The sequence below is a fragment of the Marinobacter sp. genome, assembly GCF_041687235.1.
Classification (GTDB): domain Bacteria; phylum Pseudomonadota; class Gammaproteobacteria; order Pseudomonadales; family Oleiphilaceae; genus Marinobacter.
Genome location: NZ_JAWLCH010000003.1, coordinates 60,407 through 76,958 on the forward strand (window position 1 = coordinate 60,407; position 16,552 = coordinate 76,958).

Consider the following 16,552-nt stretch of genomic DNA (forward strand, 5'->3'; position numbering starts at 1 on the left):
GGGGTTTGGTGTAGGGCGAGTGGTGCGTATGGCTTCCCAAAAAACGCTACGAGCACATCCATGTGCGCTTGGCGTCGGCCATCCCTGGCCGCCGACATTTTTGGGAAGCCATACGCACCACTCTCCGCAAGCCTTACAGTCGTCTGCAAGAAGCTATGAGATGAACATCGGTATTTCGTAGGTTGGATTAGACGAAGTCGTAATCCAACAATGTACCTTTCACGAGTATACCTGTCGGATTACGCCTCCGGCTAATCCGACCTACTTGTTTTTTCATACTCGGACCTGCACATAGACTTATCAGGACAAGGGCCGGAGGGGCTTTCCAAAAACGTGGAGCGCCAGGGATGGCGCGACCGAGCCCTACAGGGAAGTACTTGCGGGCGCTTTTTGGAAAGCCCCTCCGGCCCTTGCCCGCTAACCGAACATCAGAAATACGTACTCCCAGAAAAAACAAGGGGAGTAAACCAAAACGGAGCACTTTTGAACGCCAACGATCACAGACAATTTGACCTGCACCCGGTGGACCAGCGTCGGCTGGCGACGCTTTGTGGCCAGTTTGATGAAAACCTGAAAATGATTGAAAAACGCCTGCATGTGAAAGTTGGCAGGCGGGGTCATCATTTTCGGGTGGAAGGGGAAACCGAGCATGTGGCGGCGGCCGTTGAGGTTATTCGGCATCTGTATCGGGAAACCGAAGCCACGGATGACATTCCGCCGGATACCGTGCATCTGTTTATTCGGGAAACCGGTTTTGAGCGCCTGCCGGAGGATGTGCCCTACGATGGGGCCGTAACGGTTATCAAGACGCCGAAGCTGCAGGCCAAGCCTCGGGGCGCAAACCAGCAGAAGTATGTTCATAACATCCGCACCCACGATATCAACTTCGGGATCGGGCCGGCGGGTACCGGCAAGACCTGGCTGGCGGTGGCCTGTGCGGTTGAGGCCCTGAAAGACGAACAGGTGAAGCGGATTCTGCTGGTCCGGCCTGCCGTCGAGGCTGGCGAGAAGCTCGGCTTCCTGCCCGGGGATCTGGCCCAGAAGGTAGACCCGTATCTGCGCCCGCTCTACGACGCGCTCTATGAAATGCTCGGATTTGAGCAGGTTACCCGGTTGATCGAGAAGAGTGTGATCGAGATTGCGCCGCTGGCGTTCATGCGCGGCCGCACGCTGAACAACTCGTTCATCATTCTGGACGAAAGCCAGAACACCACCCGGGAGCAGATGAAGATGTTCCTGACCCGGATCGGCTTTGGCTCCACGGCTGTTATCACCGGCGACACCACCCAGGTGGACCTGCCCAGGGGCCAGAATTCCGGGCTGATTCATGCTGCTGGCGTTCTGAGTAAAGTAGCCGGCATCGGATTCACAAGGTTTGAAGCGAAGGACGTGGTGCGTCATCCGCTGGTTCAGCGGATTGTGGAAGCCTACGATTCCTTTGACGACGGGAGTGCGACCGGCCAGTGAGCGAACTGACTGTGGATTTCCAACAGGTTTTCGAGGCGCCGGGGATACCATCGGAAGCCCAGGTGCAGGCCTGGGCTCAACTTGCCTGGCAGGGCGAGGATCCATCCGAAGTGACGGTCCGTATTGTCGGAACCGAAGAGAGTCAGGCCCTCAATCACCAGTATCGGGACAGGGATTATCCGACCAACGTATTGTCCTTCCCATTTGAGGCGCCAGCCGGTATAACGGTGCCATTGGCCGGAGATCTGGTGATTTGTGCGCCGGTTGTCGAAAAAGAGGCCAGGGAGCAGAACAAGACCCTGGACGCACATTGGGCTCACATGGTGGTGCACGGCATGTTGCATCTCCAGGGTTTCGATCATATAGAAGATGAAGATGCCGAGGTCATGGAAGCCCTCGAAGTCCGGCTGCTGGCGCAGCTCGGATTTGGCAATCCCTACGAAGCAGAGGAAACGGAAAAAGACTCATGAGCGACGATCAGTCGAGTCGCAGCCAGGGCGGCAAGTCCTGGCTGGAACGTATATCACAGGCCTTCTCCAGCGGGCCTGAGTCCGTCGAGGACGTGCTGGAAATCCTGCGGGACGCCGAGTCCCAGAACATCATCGATGTCGATGCCATGAGCATCATTGAAGGTGCCATGCAGGTGATCGACATGCGGGTGGATGAAATCATGATTCCCCGCTCACAGATGGTCACCGTCAAGGCATCCCAGGAGCCCAAAGAGTTTCTGGGCGAAATCATGGATTCTGCACACAGCCGGTTCCCGGTCATCGGGGACAGCCAGGACGACGTGATTGGCGTCCTTCTGGCCAAGGATCTGCTCCCCCTTGCCCTGAACAACGACCTGAACTGGAACCGTATCCGGGAAATCCTGCGACCGCCCACGTTTGTGCCTGAAAGCAAGCGCCTGAACCAGCTTCTCAAGGAGTTCAAGGAGAACCGCAATCATATGGCGATTGTGGTGGACGAATACGGTGGTACTGCAGGGCTTATCACCATTGAGGATGTGCTCGAACAGATTGTTGGTGAAATCGAAGACGAGCACGATTTCGATGAAGAAACCCACATCAAGGCCCGTGGCGATGGCAGCTATGCCGTTAAAGCGGTGACTCCGATAGATGATTTCAACGAATTCTTCGAGACCGAAATGGACGAGGAAGAGTTCGACACCATCGGTGGCGTGGTTCTCAAGGAATTCGGACACCTGCCCAGACGGGGCGAATCGGTTGAATTCGGCGGCTTGCGCTTTACCATTGCCAACGCCGATAACCGCGTCATCCGTCTGTTGCAGGTAACCCGAAGTGAACAGTAAGGCCACACATACCACAGCGCTGAATACTCCGCTTTCCTCCAACGCCTGGCTGGGTACGGCAACCCTTCTGGTTGCCGGCGCCCTTCAGACCCTGACCTTTTCGCCGTTCAACCTCTGGTGGCTGGGGCCCGTCTCGGTTCTGCTGATTCTTCTGGTCACCGTGCCCCTGGCCCCCGAAAAGCTGTTCCGGGCCGGCTGGCTCACCGGCCTCGGGCTGTTTGCAAGCGGCGCCAGCTGGGTTTACATCAGCATCAGTGAACACGGCAACACGGCAATTCCTATTGCCATCCTGTTGACGGTTCTGTTTGTGGCAGGCCTGGCGCTGTTCCATGGCCTGGCCTTCTGGTTCTGGGGCAAGCTTGCCAAAGACAGCCCGGTCAGGCGACTGATCCTGTTTCCGGCCATCTGGATTCTGGGCGACTGGCTTCGGGGTTGGCTACTCACCGGCTTTCCCTGGCTGTATCTGGGCACGGCACACACGGACGGCCCCCTGGCCGGGCTGGCTCCGCTGACCGGCGTGCACGGGATCACCTTCTGGATCGCTGCCACCGGTGCCGCAGTTTATGGCGGATGGTGGCTCATGAAGCACCTTAAACCGATCGCTGCAGGGGTGACGGTGCTTGCCGCCCTGCTTCCGTGGGTGATTGCCCCGGCCATGAACCAGGTCAACTGGACGGAGCTAAGCGACGAACCCACGACCTTTGCCGCGATGCAGGGCAACATTCCCCAGCAAATCAAATGGGACCCGGACTTCCTGAAGGACCAGATTGTCACCTACCTGGGAATGACGGAGGACCACTGGGACACAGACCTGATCCTCTGGCCGGAAACTGCCATTCCCATCCCCCAGGATCAGGCCGGCAAGATCATTGATCACATCAGTGAAGAACTGGGCGAGCATAGTACCCTGATTACCGGAATACCCTGGTACGGCTTCAGTGATCGTATTGAGGATTTCACGTTCCACAACAGCATCATGGCCATCGGCAATGGCGAAGGCATTTACCACAAGCAGAAGCTGGTGCCGTTCGGCGAGTATGTGCCACTGCAGGGCGTTCTGAGGGGGCTGATTGGCTTCTTTGACCTGCCCATGAGCGATTTCAGCCGCGGGCCTGCCTGGCAGGATCCGCTAACGGCCAATGGTGTCAATGTCATGCCATTCATCTGCTATGAGGTCGCCTACCCCGATTTCGTCGCTTTCAATGCCCGGGGCTCCGGCCTTCTTCTGACCATCAGCAATGATGGCTGGTTCGGCGACTCCGTTGGTCCGTTACAGCACTTGCAGATTGCCAGAATGCGCGCCATTGAAACCGGACGGTACATGCTCCGGGGCACGAACAATGGAGTGACCGCGATCATCAACCACCGGGGCGAGTTGACTGAAACCATTCCACAGTTCGAGCGCGCCACTCTGACCGGCGAGGTGTTTACCGCCAAAGGCAGTACACCTTATATGCAGACTGGCTCCTGGCCGGTCCTGACCCTGGCGGTCATCCTGATCGTGTTTGTCCGGGAGCGGATCATTCCTCCTGTTTCGGCCAGCGGCTCGTAACCCGCTCGTAGTAGTGGGAGCCGCAGGCCTCACAGGGTTCCAGGTGGCTGGTGGCTGTCAGGCACCTCATATGTCCGCAGTTCAGGCACTGGAACATTCCGGCGGTGGCCACCTCGCCTGAGATATACTGGCCCACTTCCTTGTTTTCCAGTTTCTGTTTTAGCTCCAGAAAGTCGACGACGGTTCTATCAGCAACCGATAACAAACTATTGGCCAACTGGTGTTCCAGCAGAGCGATATCGAGCTGCAACCATTCACTCAGCCCCTCGCCGGTCTCCTCGACAAAATGCAACAGGTGTTCGAGATCCCGCTGCAGATAGGCTCCGAGAAGATTTGCTTCATCCCGGGTCATTTCCCCCAGTTCGTACTCGAACTCCACCGCCTTGTCGACCTCTTCCTCGAGGTTCTGGAGCGATGTTTCTTGCAGGTCATGGAGACGCGTTTTTACCCGCTCCAGCATACGGTCGTAAACTTCCAGTGCCTTGCCTGAGAGATGACTTCTTTCTGGTTGTGTCATATTGACTCCTTGATACCGCAAATCTGGGTGCAAGAGCCGCGCTGAGGGCGTTCTTGCCGGGACACGCTGTAAATACATCCCTGTACGCTTGACTGCAGCATCCATGCTGCAGACAGTCCCGGCAAGAACGCCCCCACCACGTCTCCCAAACCTCGGGAACACGCCTGTTGAATCCACTGACTTTGTTTGGGGTTCTGGCGGGTGTGGCTCCCCGGGACTGTGAGCAGCAGGGATGCTGCGATCAAGCCTACACGGACGTATTCACGGCGTGTCCCGGGGAGCCATACCCGCCAGAACCTTCCCCATAGCTATAAGTCTGGCACAAGAACGGAAAATTGGCAGACTACCTGTAAAGGCTAGTGTGCGTTAGAATGTGCGGCCCGCTCCGGACATGATTTTGATACAGGCTTTTATTTTTCCACACAAGGTAATTTCGGTAATGGCAGGAATGGACGAGCAATACAATCCCCGTGACGTAGAACAGAATGCCCGTAATTTCTGGGAAGAGAACAAAACCTTCACGGTGAAGGAAGAACCGGGCAAACCCAAGTACTACTGCCTGTCCATGTTCCCCTACCCCAGTGGCAAACTGCACATGGGGCATGTCCGCAACTACACCATCGGCGATGTCATTTCCCGCTACCAGCGCATGCAGGGCAAGAACGTGATGCAGCCCATGGGCTGGGATGCCTTTGGCCTTCCGGCCGAGAATGCTGCCATTGCCAACAAGACCGCTCCGGCCAAGTGGACCTATGCCAACATCGAGTACATGAAGAACCAGCTCAAGCAGCTGGGCTTCGGGTACGACTGGGAGCGGGAGCTGGCGACCTGCAAGCCGGATTACTATCGCTGGGAGCAGTGGTTCTTCGCCCGCCTGTATGAGAAGGGCCTGGTGTACAAGAAGATGTCCACGGTGAACTGGGATCCGGTGGACCAGACAGTCCTGGCCAACGAGCAGGTTGTGGACGGCCGGGGCTGGCGCTCCGGGGCGCTGGTGGAACAGAAGAAGATTCCCCAGTGGTTTATCCGCATTACCGATTACGCCGAAGAACTGCTGAACGACCTTGATGAGCTGGAAGACTGGCCGGAGCAGGTCAAAACCATGCAGCGCAACTGGATCGGCAAGTCGGAAGGTACCGAGTTGACCTTCCCGCTGAAAGACCGGGACAGTGGCCTGACGGTCTACACCACGCGTCCGGACACCCTGATGGGGGTCAGTTATATGGCCGTGGCGGCGGAGCACCCGCTGGCCAAAGAGGCGGCGGAGCGTCATCGCGATGTGGCTCAATTTGTCGAAGAGTGTCGAAACAGCAAGACTGCCGAGGCCGAGCTGGCCACCATGGAGAAGCGCGGTATCGATACCGGTTTCAAAGCGATCCATCCACTGACCCAGGAAGAGATTCCAATCTGGGTTGCCAACTTTGTTCTGACCGATTACGGCACCGGCGCGCTTATGGCGGTTCCGGGCCACGACGAGCGGGACCATGAGTTTGCCCGCAAGTACAAGCTTCCCATCAAGCAGGTCATTGCCGCCCGCGACGGCCGTGAGATTGATGTGCAGGAAGAGGCGTTTACCGAGAAAGGCACGCTCGTGTCCTCTGGAAAATACAGCGGCCTGACCAGCGAAGAAGCCTTCGACGAAATCGCCAGCTACCTGGAAGAACACCACATCGGCAAGCGCACCGTGAACTACCGTCTGCGCGACTGGGGCGTGTCCCGCCAGCGCTACTGGGGCGCACCGATCCCGATGATGACTCTGGAAGACGGTACCGAGATGCCGGTACCAGATGACAAGCTGCCGGTGCGGCTACCGGAAAATGTCGAAATGGACGGCGTCCAGTCCCCCATCAAGGCCGACCCCGAGTGGTGTAAGACTGAATTCAATGGCCAGCCGGCGACCCTGGAGACCGACACCTTTGATACGTTCATGGAGTCTTCCTGGTACTACGCCCGGTTCTGCAGCCCCAATTACGATCAGGGCATGCTGAACCCGTCCGCCGCCAACTACTGGCTGCCGGTGGATCAGTATATCGGTGGTATTGAGCACGCCATTCTGCACCTGCTGTATGCACGCTTCTTCCACAAGCTTCTGCGGGATGTCGGGCTGGTGACCAGTTCCGAGCCCTTCAACCGGCTGCTTTGCCAGGGCATGGTTCTGGCAGAGACCTATTACCGCGAAGACGGTAAGGGCGGGAAAGTGTGGATCTCCCCCGCCGACGTTACCGTCGAACGGGACGAAAAAGGCCAGCCTGTTCGAGCCGTACACAAAGAGGATGGCGAGCCGGTGGTCTCCGGCGGCGTCACCAAGATGTCAAAGTCCAAGAATAATGGTATCGATCCCCAGGCCATTATTGACGAGCATGGTGCCGATACTGTTCGCCTGTTCATGATGTTTGCTGCGCCCCCGGAACAGTCCCTGGAATGGTCCGATAGCGGCGTTGAAGGCGCACACCGGTTCCTCAAGCGTCTCTGGCGCCTGGTGAACGAACATGCCGCCGCTGGCGCTGCCCCGGCTGTCGACGCGGCGGGCCTGAACGATGCCCAGAAAAACCTGCGCCGCAAGACTCACGAGACCATTGCCAAGGTCAGTGACGATATCAGCCGCCGCCTGACCTTCAACACAGCCATTGCCGCCGTGATGGAATTGCTCAACGATGTTGGCAAGCTCCAGGGTGACGAACCCCAGACCCGGGCGGTCCGCCAGGAAGCCCTGGACACCGCGGTGCTTGTTCTGTCGCCGATCGTGCCACACATTTGCCATACCCTGTGGCAGGCGCTGGGTCATGAAGAACCCGTCGTCGACGCCCCCTGGCCAAAAGCCGATGAAGCCGCGATGGTTCGCAGCCAGATCCAGGTGGTACTGCAGGTCAATGGCAAGGTAAGGGCCAAGGAAGATGTACCCGCCGACATCAGTAAGGCCGACCTGGAAAAGCTGGCGCTGGAGAACGAGAACGTTATGCGCTTCACGGAGGGCGCAACGGTGCGCAAGGTCATCGTGGTACCCGGCAAACTGGTGAACGTGGTGGCTAACTGAGATGCCACGCTACTCCGCCCTGAGATCCGCAACCTGCCTGATGTCCGCGGCTGTCATGGCGGCGCTTGTTGCGGGATGCGGGTTCCAGTTGCGGGGGGCACCACCGGTTTCTGCAGCCCTTGAGCCCCTGGCGGTGGATTGCTCGTCACAGATACCCGATACGCTTTGCCGGGCAATACGTGAACAGCTCTCGTTGGGCGACGTCAGGCTCACCGCGGTCGAAGATGCCGACTATGTATTGCGCCTGAGAAACTTTGAGCAGGACCGGCGTGCAACCGCCATTACGGCCCAGGCGGGTGCTGCGGAATACACGCTGCGTCATTCGGTGGATCTCGACGTTGTCAGTGCAGACCGAATTCCCCTGGTCGCCGAGACCCGGCTAACCACCAGTGAAAGCTATCGTTACGATGAAACCAACGTGCTGGCAAAACAACGGGAAGAAGAATCCCTCCGCCAGCAACTGGATGATCGCCTTGCGCAACAGGTGATATTCCGCCTTGCTCCTTTGACGTCGGAGCGGATTGAGTCCATTCGGGCGCAGCACCGGCGCAATCAGGAAGCCGACGGCTCATCCACAGGCCAGCCATGAAAACCAATCCGGGACAGTTATCCCAGCTGCTGAAAAAAGGCCTGGCTCCGGTCTATCTTATTTCCGGGGATGAACCACTGCTGGTGCAGGAGTGTTGCGACCAGGTTCGAAAGGCCGCAAAGGACGCTGGTTTCCATGACCGCCTGACCTTCCATGCCGATCATCAACTGGACTGGAATGCTGTAGCCGATGAATTCAGCGCGATGTCGTTGTTCGCAGAGAAACGGCGCATTGAGATTCACCTGCCAACCGGCAAGCTTGGGGACGGCCGGGCGGTACTCGAGCGGGTGCTTCAGGAACCCCCTGAGGATATTATCCTGCTGCTGATCAGCGCCCGCCTGGACGCGGCCGAGACCCGCCGAAAATGGTACAAGGAACTCCAGGGCAAAGGCGTCCACGTTCCGGTATGGCCTGTCGATGCCGACAAATTTCAGGGCTGGCTCCAGCAGAGGGCCAGCAATCGTGGGCTCAGCCTGACCCGGGGTGCCCTGGCGATTATGAGCGAACGTCTGGAAGGCAACCTGCTTGCCGCCAGCCAGGAGCTCGACAGGCTGTCGCTGCTGGCGAACGGCAGCACCATCGACGAAGAAACCGTCGAACAGGCGGTTCAGGACAGCTCCCGGTTCAACGGCTTTGAACTGGTGACAGAACTGCTAAGTGGCCGGGCGCCGCACGCTGGCAAGATGATCACCGTCCTCCAGCAGGAGGGAGAAAACCCGCTGGGCCTGTTATCGGTTCTCAGCCGCGACCTCAACCTCCTGCTTGAGCTGAAGTCTTCGGCCGGCCAGTCTGAAAACCCGGCGGCTTTCCTGAAAAAACGGGGCGTGTTCCAGCCTCAAAGGGCGCGAGCCCTGGAGCAGGCCGCACGTCGGTTGAACCGGTCACAGTTGCACGACGCTATCGCCCTGTGCAGTCAGATCGACCGGGCGGCCAAAGGCTTCGACCCCCTGACTCCTTGGCATTATCTTCGGGATATGTCTGCCCTGCTTGCCGGCCGTTCCTGACCTGAGTCAAACTCTTTCCTCCTTGTCATCTTCTGGCACGGCAACCCCCTTGACAGTTTTTTACAATCGGGCGCATTGTAAGAACACCATCAATCCAAGGAGGTGCTTGAAATGAGTCTTCAAGAAGAGCTCAAGAAGCTGTCGGAAAAGGTAAAACAGTACCGGGATGAAGCCCGCGTTCAGATGCATCTGGCCCGGGAAGATGTGAAGGACGAATGGGACGATCTAGAGCAGGACTGGGATCGGTTCAGAACCAAGATCGACCAGGTTCTGCATGATGCCGGGGATGCGTCCCAGGAAGCCCGCCAGACCGCCGAGAAACTGGGCGAAGATCTGAAAACCGGTTACCAGAACATTCGCAACAAACTGAAGTAAAACTGTTAACCCGTTAACACTACGCCACAAATTTCTACCTCAGAGGCTCCGTGGATTGGAGCCTCTGTGCCATACTTCACAGTATCAGTGAACAAAGCGTCATATTTTTGACCCGCTTGATCAGATCCTGATCGGTCCTGATTAAAGGGCCCGTATTGCCAGGGCGCCCAAGTACACTGCGAGGTATAAAAGGCGTATGAAAAGACTCTTACTGATACCCACAGCTCTCAGCCTGTTACTGACGACCACCCTCGTGATTGGCCAGAATATCCGGTTCAGCGATCCCGAGACCGTCGTTACCGAGCACTTCTGGGGCGACCTATACGCCAGTGGCGGTAATTCCTTCTTTTGTGACACCCCTTTCACCAGCAAAGGCTTTATCCTGACAGACGGGTACGTTTACCCACTGGCAGATATCCGCAGTGCCCTGGACTGCGGTACATCGCGCCAGTGTGAGCAGGACAACCGCTACCGGCAGATCGCTTCCGACCTGCATAACATGATACCGGTGCGAAGCCGAACCGAGATGGGCCGCCGCAACGCCCGCTACGAAGAACTCGGCTCGTCGGTGACCGAGGATGAATGCGGTATTCGCAAGAGCGCCCAGTTCTTTGAGCCGCCCGTGCGCGTCAAAGGCGATGTCGCCCGCACCGTCGCCTATATGGTGGACACCTATAACCTGCCCTGGCTAGGCTCCTCTGCCGTTTTCAAGGGATGGAACCGAATCGACCCTCCGGATGATGGCGAGCTGACACGTCACCGGCGCATTGCTGACATCCAGGGCAACGACAATCCTTTCGTTACCAATCCAGAGAGAATGGAGCGACTGTGAGGTTCTGAGACACCAACCTCATTAGCAGTGAGCCACAAAAAAACAGGCCCGAAGGCCTGTTTTTTTGTGTGTGGCTATTGCCGGCGGATTCAGAACTCTTCTGCCGTCAGCGCCATCATGGATTCGCTGCCACTGCGGATACCCTCGGCCAGGGAGACCGTTTTTGGCAGCAGGCGGTCAAAGTAGAACCGGGCTGTCTTCAGCTTACCACTGTAGAAACCAGAGGTATCACTTTCAGCCTGGGGCGCAGCGGCTTTAACCATCTTCGCCCACATGTAGCCCAGAGCCGTCAAACCGAACAGGTCCAGGTAGTCTACAGAGGCCGCGCCGACGGCGTTCGGGTTATCGCCAGCCTGCTTGATCACGTGCTCGGTGACGTCGTCGAGACGCTCAACCGCTGCAGCAAGAGGCTCCAGGAACGGACGCAGGTTTTCGTCGCCACTGTTTTCCTCCAGGAAATTCGCCACATCCTGGGCGAACAGCTCATAGAGTTTGCCCTGGCTGCCAACCACCTTCCGCCCCATCAGATCCAGTGCCTGGATTCCGTTGGTACCCTCATAGATCTGGGTAATGCGGCAGTCACGAACCAGTTGCTCCTGGCCCCACTCGCGGATGAAACCATGGCCACCGAAGACCTGCTGCCCCATGATGCAGGCATCCAGGCCCCGATCGGTCAGGAAAGCCTTGGCTACCGGCGTGAGCAACGCCACCATGCCTTCAGCGTGCTTGCGGCGCTCATCATCCTCGGCGTACTTGGAGATATCCAGCCACTGAGCCACATAGGTTGAGAAAGCGCGACCGCCTTCCACATAGCCTTTCATGGTGAGCAGCATGCGGCGGACGTCAGGGTGCACGAGGATCGGGTCTGCGGCTTTCTCGGGCTGTTGGGCACCGGTCGGCGCCCGGCTCTGAATGCGATCCAGGGCGTATTCCCGTGCGCTTTGCAGAGAAGCCTCAGCAGCGCCGATGCCCTGGATGCCTACGCCCAGACGTTCGTAGTTCATCATAGTGAACATGGCGGCCAGGCCCTTGTTCTCCTCGCCAACCAGCCAGCCTTTGGCGCCATCAAAGTTCATGACACAGGTAGCCGAGCCCTTGATGCCCATCTTCTTCTCGATCGAACCACAGCTGAAGCTGTTGCGCTCTCCGAGGGAGCCGTCGTCGTTTACCAGGAACTTGGGCACCAGGAACAGGGAAATGCCTTTGGGCCCCTTGGGCGCATCCGGTAGCTTGGCGAGAACCAGGTGAATGATGTTCTCTGCCATGTCGTGCTCGCCCCAGGTAATAAAGATCTTGGTACCTGTGACGTTGAACGACCCGTCGTCATTGGGCTCAGCCTTGGTGCGGATAATACCCAGGTCTGTGCCGGCATGGGGTTCAGTGAGGTCCATGGCGCCAGACCAGACGCCGGAGTACATGTTCGGCAGGTACTTTTCTTTCAGTTCCTGGCTACCGTGGGCGTCCAGGGCCAGACAGGCGCCAGCGGTCAGCATGGGTGCCAGGCCAAACGCCATGTTGGCGCCCTGCATCATTTCCTCAAACTGGGCCACCAGAGTCTTGGGCATACCCATTCCGCCGAAATCCGGATTACCACCGAGTCCGTTCCATCCGCCTTCAACGATGGTCTGGTAGGCTTCCTTGAAACCGTCCGGAGAGGTCACCTCACCGTCATTCCACTTGCAGCCCTGCTCGTCACCCTCGCGATTCAGGGGCGCGAGAACACCACTGCTGATCTTGCCGGCTTCCTCAAGAATGGCGTCGGCCGTTTCCGGGTCCACATTCTCGGCAACCTTGGGCAGTGAGGCCCACAGGGCGGGGGCATCAAAAACCTCGTTCAGAACGAAGCGCATGTCACGTAGGGGTGCCTGATAATCAGCCATCTAAAACTCTCCAAAAATTCTGTCAGTCTGTTCAGGTGGCAATGGGGCCGGTGTTCCGGCCGGTCACACCTGCTCGGGCTATGTGTCCGCTGAAGATTATTTTTATGGGCCGTTATTCTACCCTAAAAGCGGATCGTAACTCATGAAAAAAGCCCGCCTCCAGGGAGCGCGGGCTTTCTATCCTAAGGAACCGTCCTTCGGTGCCCGCGCCTTAGATGGCGAAGGCTTCCTCTGGCATGTCCATCAGGCTGTCAGCGCCGGCCAGCATGCTTTCTGCGTGGCCTTTGGCACGGGGCAGCATGCGCTTGAAGTAAAAGCGAGCAGTCTGCACCTTGGCGTTGTAGAACATTTCTTCAGAGGTGCCCTCGACCATCCGGTCCAGAGCGACCTTGGCCATGCGGGCCCACAGGTACGCGAATACCGCGTAGCCGGAGTACATCAGGTAGTCCACAGAGGCCGCACCGACTTCCTCGCGGTTCTTCATGGCAGACATACCGATCTTGGTGGTCAGCTCGCCCCATTCCTTGTTCATGGCCGCCAGCGGCTCGATGAATTCCTTCAGCTGCTCATTGTCTGCATTTTCCTTGCAGAACACGTGAACCTGCTTGGTGAAGCCCTTCAGGGATTCGCCCTGGGTCATCAGAACCTTGCGTCCCAGAAGATCCAGTGCCTGAATACCGGTGGTACCTTCGTAGATCATGCCGATACGGGCGTCACGAACGTTCTGCTCCATACCCCACTCGGAGATAAAGCCGTGGCCACCGAATACCTGCATGCCCAGGTTGGCTGCCTCGTAACCGATCTCGGTCAGGAACGCCTTGGCGATCGGGGTCAGGAAGCCCAGCGCTTCGTCCGCTGCACGACGCTCTTCTTCGGTCTTGCCGCTGTGAACGATGTCGGCCTGCTGCGCGGTCAGGTAAATCAGGGCGCGGGCGCCTTCGGCAACCGCCTTCTGGGTCAGCAGCATGCGACGTACATCCGGGTGAACGATGATCGGATCGGCAATGCCTTCCGGATTCTTGGGGCCACTCAGTGAACGCATGGCCAAACGCTCCTTGGCGTAGGCCAGTGAGCCCTGGAAGCCCAGCTCGGCGGCACCCAGACCCTGGATGGCGGTCCCGATACGAGCGGTGTTCATGAAGGTGAACATGCAATTCAGGCCCTTGTTCTCCGGCCCGATCAGCCAGCCTTTGGCGCCGTCGAAGTTCATTACGCAAGTGGCGTTGCCGTGGATACCCATTTTGTGCTCGATGGAACCGCAGGAAACGGCGTTGCGTTCACCAGCAGAGCCATCTTCGTTCGGCAGACACTTGGGCACGATAAACAGGGAGATACCCTTGGTGCCTTCCGGTGCGCCTGGCAGACGTGCCAGAACGATGTGGACGATGTTCTCGGCCATGTCGTGCTCACCGGCGGAGATAAAGATCTTGGTACCGGTAATGGCGTAGGTGCCGTCGGCGTTGGGCTCAGCCTTGGTACGCAGGGTGCCCAGATCGGAACCACAATGGGGCTCGGTCAGGCACATTGTGCCGGTCCACTCGCCGCTGATCAGCTTGGTCAGGTACGTCTGCTTCTGCTCTTCGGTACCATGCTCCTCGATGGTGTTGGTCGCACCATGGCTCAGGCCGGGATACATGCCGAAAGACCAGTTGGCGGTACCGACCATCTCACTCATGACCAGACCGAGGGAATGCGGAAGCCCCTGGCCACCGTAGTTGGGATCGGCCGTCATGGATGGCCAACCACCCTCAACGTACTGCTGGTAAGCTTCCTTGAAGCCGGTCGGCGTCTTGACGCCTTCTTCGCTCCAGGTACAGCCTTCCTTGTCGCCCACCTGGTTCAGGGGAGACAGAACCTGCTCACAGAACTTGGCACCTTCCCCGATAATGGCATCCACCATATCCGGAGTGGCGTCTTCGGCACCTTCCAGGTTGGCGTAGTGCTGCTCGCTGTTCAGCAGCTCGGTCATTACGAATTTGATGTCACGCAGGGGCGCTTTGTAGTCAGGCATGGAATCCACCTCGGTTTTCGGTCTCAGCTGAAACAGGTTTGACAGCTTCTGGCCTTGGGTTTGCTCAGACACTGCAACGCACTGCGCTGCAGCCTTAATTAAACACTTGTTTGAAACATACGTTTAGAGGCACAGAATTGTCAATAGCCGGATGCAAAATTTGTGTAGCGGTGTGTCACCAGATCACGCGCCACAACAGTGCATTCGCAGCACCATCGAACGGTAACTGCGGGAAATTTATGGAGGGATTGAAGGTTGGGAAGACCGAGCTCAGGCAGAGACGGTTTCGAACGAGGAGGCACGAGTTTCTTCGCCGTCCCCCATGGCAGAAACCTCCCGGTAGGCATTACTTGCAACCCTTGAGGAACCGGGATCGGAAGCGAGCTCTGACTGGGCCTGAAGCATGATCTGCATGGCCTGGGCTGCGACGGCCCTGTCCTGCCCCGACGGCTCCGCCGGCGCCATGGCCGCTGCACGCACAACCCGCATTTTTTCAATGGTAGCCTGGGGATCCCCCTGCACCGGGGACAAGTCGATGGAGACTTCACCACCCACGGCGTACTGTGCACCATCCGGGCCTCGCTGATAGGTGAAGGACATGGCACCAGCATACTGGCCACCCACCGCCTGATGCGCAGCCTCATGGGCACGGACCTCGCGGTCCCGGGCCTTGAGTTCGGTCAGTTGTTTGAGCTCAGCATCCGTCAGCCCCTGCGGGTTGTCTGCAACATTCTCACCGGGCCCGGATTCTGGATTTTCCCGCGCAGACTCGGCTTTACCAGACGCTTCAGTGGCTCTGCCACCGACAGAAGGGGTTTCAGGTTCCGCCTCTGGCGAGCCGGCTGTTTGAATACGTGGAGAAACCTGTCCGGGAGGAGATACCCCAGAAAACGAGGGGAACATAGGGGGAACAGAGGAAAGCACGTGCGCAGCGCCCTTTCAGGTATCAGGCCATGACGTCCAGAAGCGTTCCGAGCGTTTCATCGGCGGTTTTTACAACCTGTGCAGACGCCTCAACACTTCGCTCGTATATCTTCAGATCAACAATCGGCTCTATGAGATTGCCCGCACCCTCAGCAGTGCCCTGGGGCCCGTCAGTGCCGCCCCGGGCAATCTTTCTGGCGGCATTGTCTATGCCGACCATGCCATCCTGAATGCCCTGAATCCCAACTGCGAGTGTATTGTTGATCATAACCACGGTGCCTGATGACCATTAATTGACTCAATTAAGCCACAATCCTGGTCATTTTTCAAACAACACGTCAATGTTGAGGTATCCCGCCAGCATTTCCGGACGTGACTCCTCAAGCCAGGGAAGGATACCCAGGCAGGGCGCCCCCATGTGGTTCACCAGGTAATTCAGGGTATCCTGCTCGCAATTCATAGGCTCGGATTCAGTGCGATTGGCAACCCACCCGGCCAATCTCAGTCCGTCACTCCTGATGGCTTCCGCTGTCAGCAACGCATGATTGATACAACCCAGACGCAGCGAAACCACCAGAATAACCGGCATCGCCAATTGGCGAGCAAACTCCGAGTAGGTTTCCCGATCATTGAGAGGGACTCGCCAGCCTCCGGCACCTTCCACGAGCAAGAGATCTGCCGGTCGAATCTGTAATCCCCGACAAAAACCGACAAGGCGATCAGAGGTAATATGGCGACCAGCCTGCTCAGCCGCCACGTGCGGCGCTATGGCGGGCTCAAGCGCCACCGGGTTGATCAGTTCGTAGGCCAGGGGCTCGGTGATGGCATTCTGCAACACCAGGGCGTCCTCGTTACGGAGCCCCTCCTGCGTGCGGTCACAACCCGAGGCGATAGGCTTCATCGCCAGAGTATGCTTACCCATGGCCCGGGCCGCGCGGAGAATTGCCGCCGACACCATGGTTTTGCCCACACCCGTATCAGTACCTGTTACAAAGAACGATTGCTTGGCCATTATGACGTCCTGTTACCGGAGCACCGTTTCCGTGCCATCTTCT

15 protein-coding genes are annotated in these 16,552 nt (G+C 58.0%); 9 read left to right on the forward strand and 6 right to left on the reverse strand.

What is annotated here, in order from left to right; all coding sequences use genetic code 11:
• Positions 1-483: 483 nt before the first annotated feature.
• Genes ACESMK_RS05760 through lnt form a run of 4 tightly spaced genes read left to right on the forward strand, consistent with a single transcriptional unit; the run spans position 484 to position 4,331 of the window.
• The gene (locus ACESMK_RS05760) at positions 484-1,467 is read left to right on the forward strand and encodes a PhoH family protein (protein WP_372996175.1); all 984 of its coding nucleotides are present in this window, start codon (positions 484-486) and stop codon (positions 1,465-1,467) included.
• Positions 1,464-1,937 carry an rRNA maturation RNase YbeY gene (gene ybeY, locus ACESMK_RS05765; RefSeq protein ID WP_372996177.1) on the forward strand — a complete coding sequence of 158 codons (474 nt, stop codon included), beginning with the start codon at positions 1,464-1,466 and terminating at the stop codon, positions 1,935-1,937. The genes ACESMK_RS05760 and ybeY overlap by 4 nt, the downstream gene beginning before the upstream one ends.
• Positions 1,934-2,779, forward strand: coding sequence for an HlyC/CorC family transporter (locus ACESMK_RS05770; RefSeq protein ID WP_088827602.1), 846 nt, complete (start codon positions 1,934-1,936; stop codon positions 2,777-2,779). Before ybeY ends, ACESMK_RS05770 begins: the two co-directional genes overlap by 4 nt.
• The gene (gene lnt, locus ACESMK_RS05775) at positions 2,769-4,331 is read left to right on the forward strand and encodes an apolipoprotein N-acyltransferase (protein ID WP_372996179.1); all 1,563 of its coding nucleotides are present in this window, start codon (positions 2,769-2,771) and stop codon (positions 4,329-4,331) included. The genes ACESMK_RS05770 and lnt overlap by 11 nt, the downstream gene beginning before the upstream one ends.
• Here lnt and ACESMK_RS05780 read toward each other — a convergent pair.
• A complete protein-coding gene (locus tag ACESMK_RS05780) occupies positions 4,300-4,848 on the reverse strand; it encodes a zinc ribbon-containing protein (protein WP_372996181.1) in 549 nt (182 codons plus the stop codon). The two genes, lnt and ACESMK_RS05780, sit on opposite strands and share 32 nt — an antisense overlap.
• 448 nt (positions 4,849-5,296) lie before the next feature.
• On the opposite strand from ACESMK_RS05780, the gene leuS reads away from it, so the two are divergent.
• The 5 genes from leuS to ACESMK_RS05805 all read left to right on the forward strand — a co-directional run bounded on the left by leuS (position 5,297) and on the right by ACESMK_RS05805 (position 10,682).
• Entirely contained in the window at positions 5,297-7,882 is a 2,586-nt protein-coding gene (leuS, locus tag ACESMK_RS05785; RefSeq protein ID WP_372996703.1) for a leucine--tRNA ligase, read from the forward strand.
• 1 nt (position 7,883) lies between these two features.
• On the forward strand, positions 7,884-8,471 hold the full coding sequence (gene lptE / locus ACESMK_RS05790; RefSeq protein WP_372996183.1) for an LPS assembly lipoprotein LptE: 588 nt from the start codon (positions 7,884-7,886) through the stop codon (positions 8,469-8,471).
• The gene (holA, locus tag ACESMK_RS05795; protein ID WP_372996185.1) at positions 8,468-9,475 is read left to right on the forward strand and encodes a DNA polymerase III subunit delta; all 1,008 of its coding nucleotides are present in this window, start codon (positions 8,468-8,470) and stop codon (positions 9,473-9,475) included. Before lptE ends, holA begins: the two co-directional genes overlap by 4 nt.
• Positions 9,476-9,586: 111 nt before the next feature.
• Positions 9,587-9,850 (forward strand): hypothetical protein, encoded by a 264-nt coding sequence (locus tag ACESMK_RS05800; protein WP_372996187.1) that lies wholly within the window; start codon positions 9,587-9,589, stop codon positions 9,848-9,850.
• A gap of 196 nt (positions 9,851-10,046) precedes the next feature.
• Positions 10,047-10,682: an endonuclease gene (locus ACESMK_RS05805; RefSeq protein ID WP_372996189.1), complete on the forward strand. Its 636-nt coding sequence runs from the start codon at positions 10,047-10,049 to the stop codon at positions 10,680-10,682.
• Positions 10,683-10,771: 89 nt separating this feature from the next.
• Here the strand turns inward: ACESMK_RS05805 and ACESMK_RS05810 are convergent, their stop codons facing one another.
• The 5 genes from ACESMK_RS05810 to bioD all read right to left on the reverse strand — a co-directional run bounded on the left by ACESMK_RS05810 (position 10,772) and on the right by bioD (position 16,509).
• Positions 10,772-12,562, reverse strand: a complete 1,791-nt coding sequence (locus tag ACESMK_RS05810; RefSeq protein WP_372996191.1) for an acyl-CoA dehydrogenase C-terminal domain-containing protein — start codon at positions 12,560-12,562, stop codon at positions 10,772-10,774.
• Positions 12,563-12,773: 211 nt separating this feature from the next.
• Positions 12,774-14,573, reverse strand: coding sequence for an acyl-CoA dehydrogenase C-terminal domain-containing protein (locus tag ACESMK_RS05815; protein WP_372996193.1), 1,800 nt, complete (start codon positions 14,571-14,573; stop codon positions 12,774-12,776).
• A gap of 270 nt (positions 14,574-14,843) precedes the next feature.
• Positions 14,844-15,476 (reverse strand): putative metalloprotease CJM1_0395 family protein, encoded by a 633-nt coding sequence (locus ACESMK_RS05820; RefSeq protein WP_372996195.1) that lies wholly within the window; start codon positions 15,474-15,476, stop codon positions 14,844-14,846.
• 43 nt (positions 15,477-15,519) lie between these two features.
• Positions 15,520-15,765: a flagellar basal body rod C-terminal domain-containing protein gene (locus ACESMK_RS05825; RefSeq protein ID WP_372996197.1), complete on the reverse strand. Its 246-nt coding sequence runs from the start codon at positions 15,763-15,765 to the stop codon at positions 15,520-15,522.
• A 51-nt stretch (positions 15,766-15,816) separates the two neighbouring features.
• Entirely contained in the window at positions 15,817-16,509 is a 693-nt protein-coding gene (gene bioD, locus ACESMK_RS05830) for a dethiobiotin synthase (RefSeq protein WP_372996199.1), read from the reverse strand.
• Positions 16,510-16,552: the final 43 nt, after the last annotated feature.

What these genes read in the sequence shown, in the direction of transcription:
- ACESMK_RS05770 (WP_088827602.1), top strand. Translation starts at nt 1,934, where the DNA reads ATGAGCGACGATCAGTCGAGTCGCAGCCAGGGCGGCAAGTCCTGGCTG.
- ACESMK_RS05810 (WP_372996191.1), bottom strand. Translation starts at nt 12,562, where the DNA reads ATGGCTGATTATCAGGCACCCCTACGTGACATGCGCTTCGTTCTGAAC.
- bioD (WP_372996199.1), bottom strand. Translation starts at nt 16,509, where the DNA reads ATGGCCAAGCAATCGTTCTTTGTAACAGGTACTGATACGGGTGTGGGC.
- ACESMK_RS05800 (WP_372996187.1), top strand. Translation starts at nt 9,587, where the DNA reads ATGAGTCTTCAAGAAGAGCTCAAGAAGCTGTCGGAAAAGGTAAAACAG.
- ACESMK_RS05820 (WP_372996195.1), bottom strand. Translation starts at nt 15,476, where the DNA reads ATGTTCCCCTCGTTTTCTGGGGTATCTCCTCCCGGACAGGTTTCTCCA.
- ACESMK_RS05825 (WP_372996197.1), bottom strand. Translation starts at nt 15,765, where the DNA reads ATGATCAACAATACACTCGCAGTTGGGATTCAGGGCATTCAGGATGGC.
- lptE (WP_372996183.1), top strand. Translation starts at nt 7,884, where the DNA reads ATGCCACGCTACTCCGCCCTGAGATCCGCAACCTGCCTGATGTCCGCG.
- leuS (WP_372996703.1), top strand. Translation starts at nt 5,297, where the DNA reads ATGGACGAGCAATACAATCCCCGTGACGTAGAACAGAATGCCCGTAAT.
- ACESMK_RS05805 (WP_372996189.1), top strand. Translation starts at nt 10,047, where the DNA reads ATGAAAAGACTCTTACTGATACCCACAGCTCTCAGCCTGTTACTGACG.
- ACESMK_RS05780 (WP_372996181.1), bottom strand. Translation starts at nt 4,848, where the DNA reads ATGACACAACCAGAAAGAAGTCATCTCTCAGGCAAGGCACTGGAAGTT.
- ACESMK_RS05815 (WP_372996193.1), bottom strand. Translation starts at nt 14,573, where the DNA reads ATGCCTGACTACAAAGCGCCCCTGCGTGACATCAAATTCGTAATGACC.
- holA (WP_372996185.1), top strand. Translation starts at nt 8,468, where the DNA reads ATGAAAACCAATCCGGGACAGTTATCCCAGCTGCTGAAAAAAGGCCTG.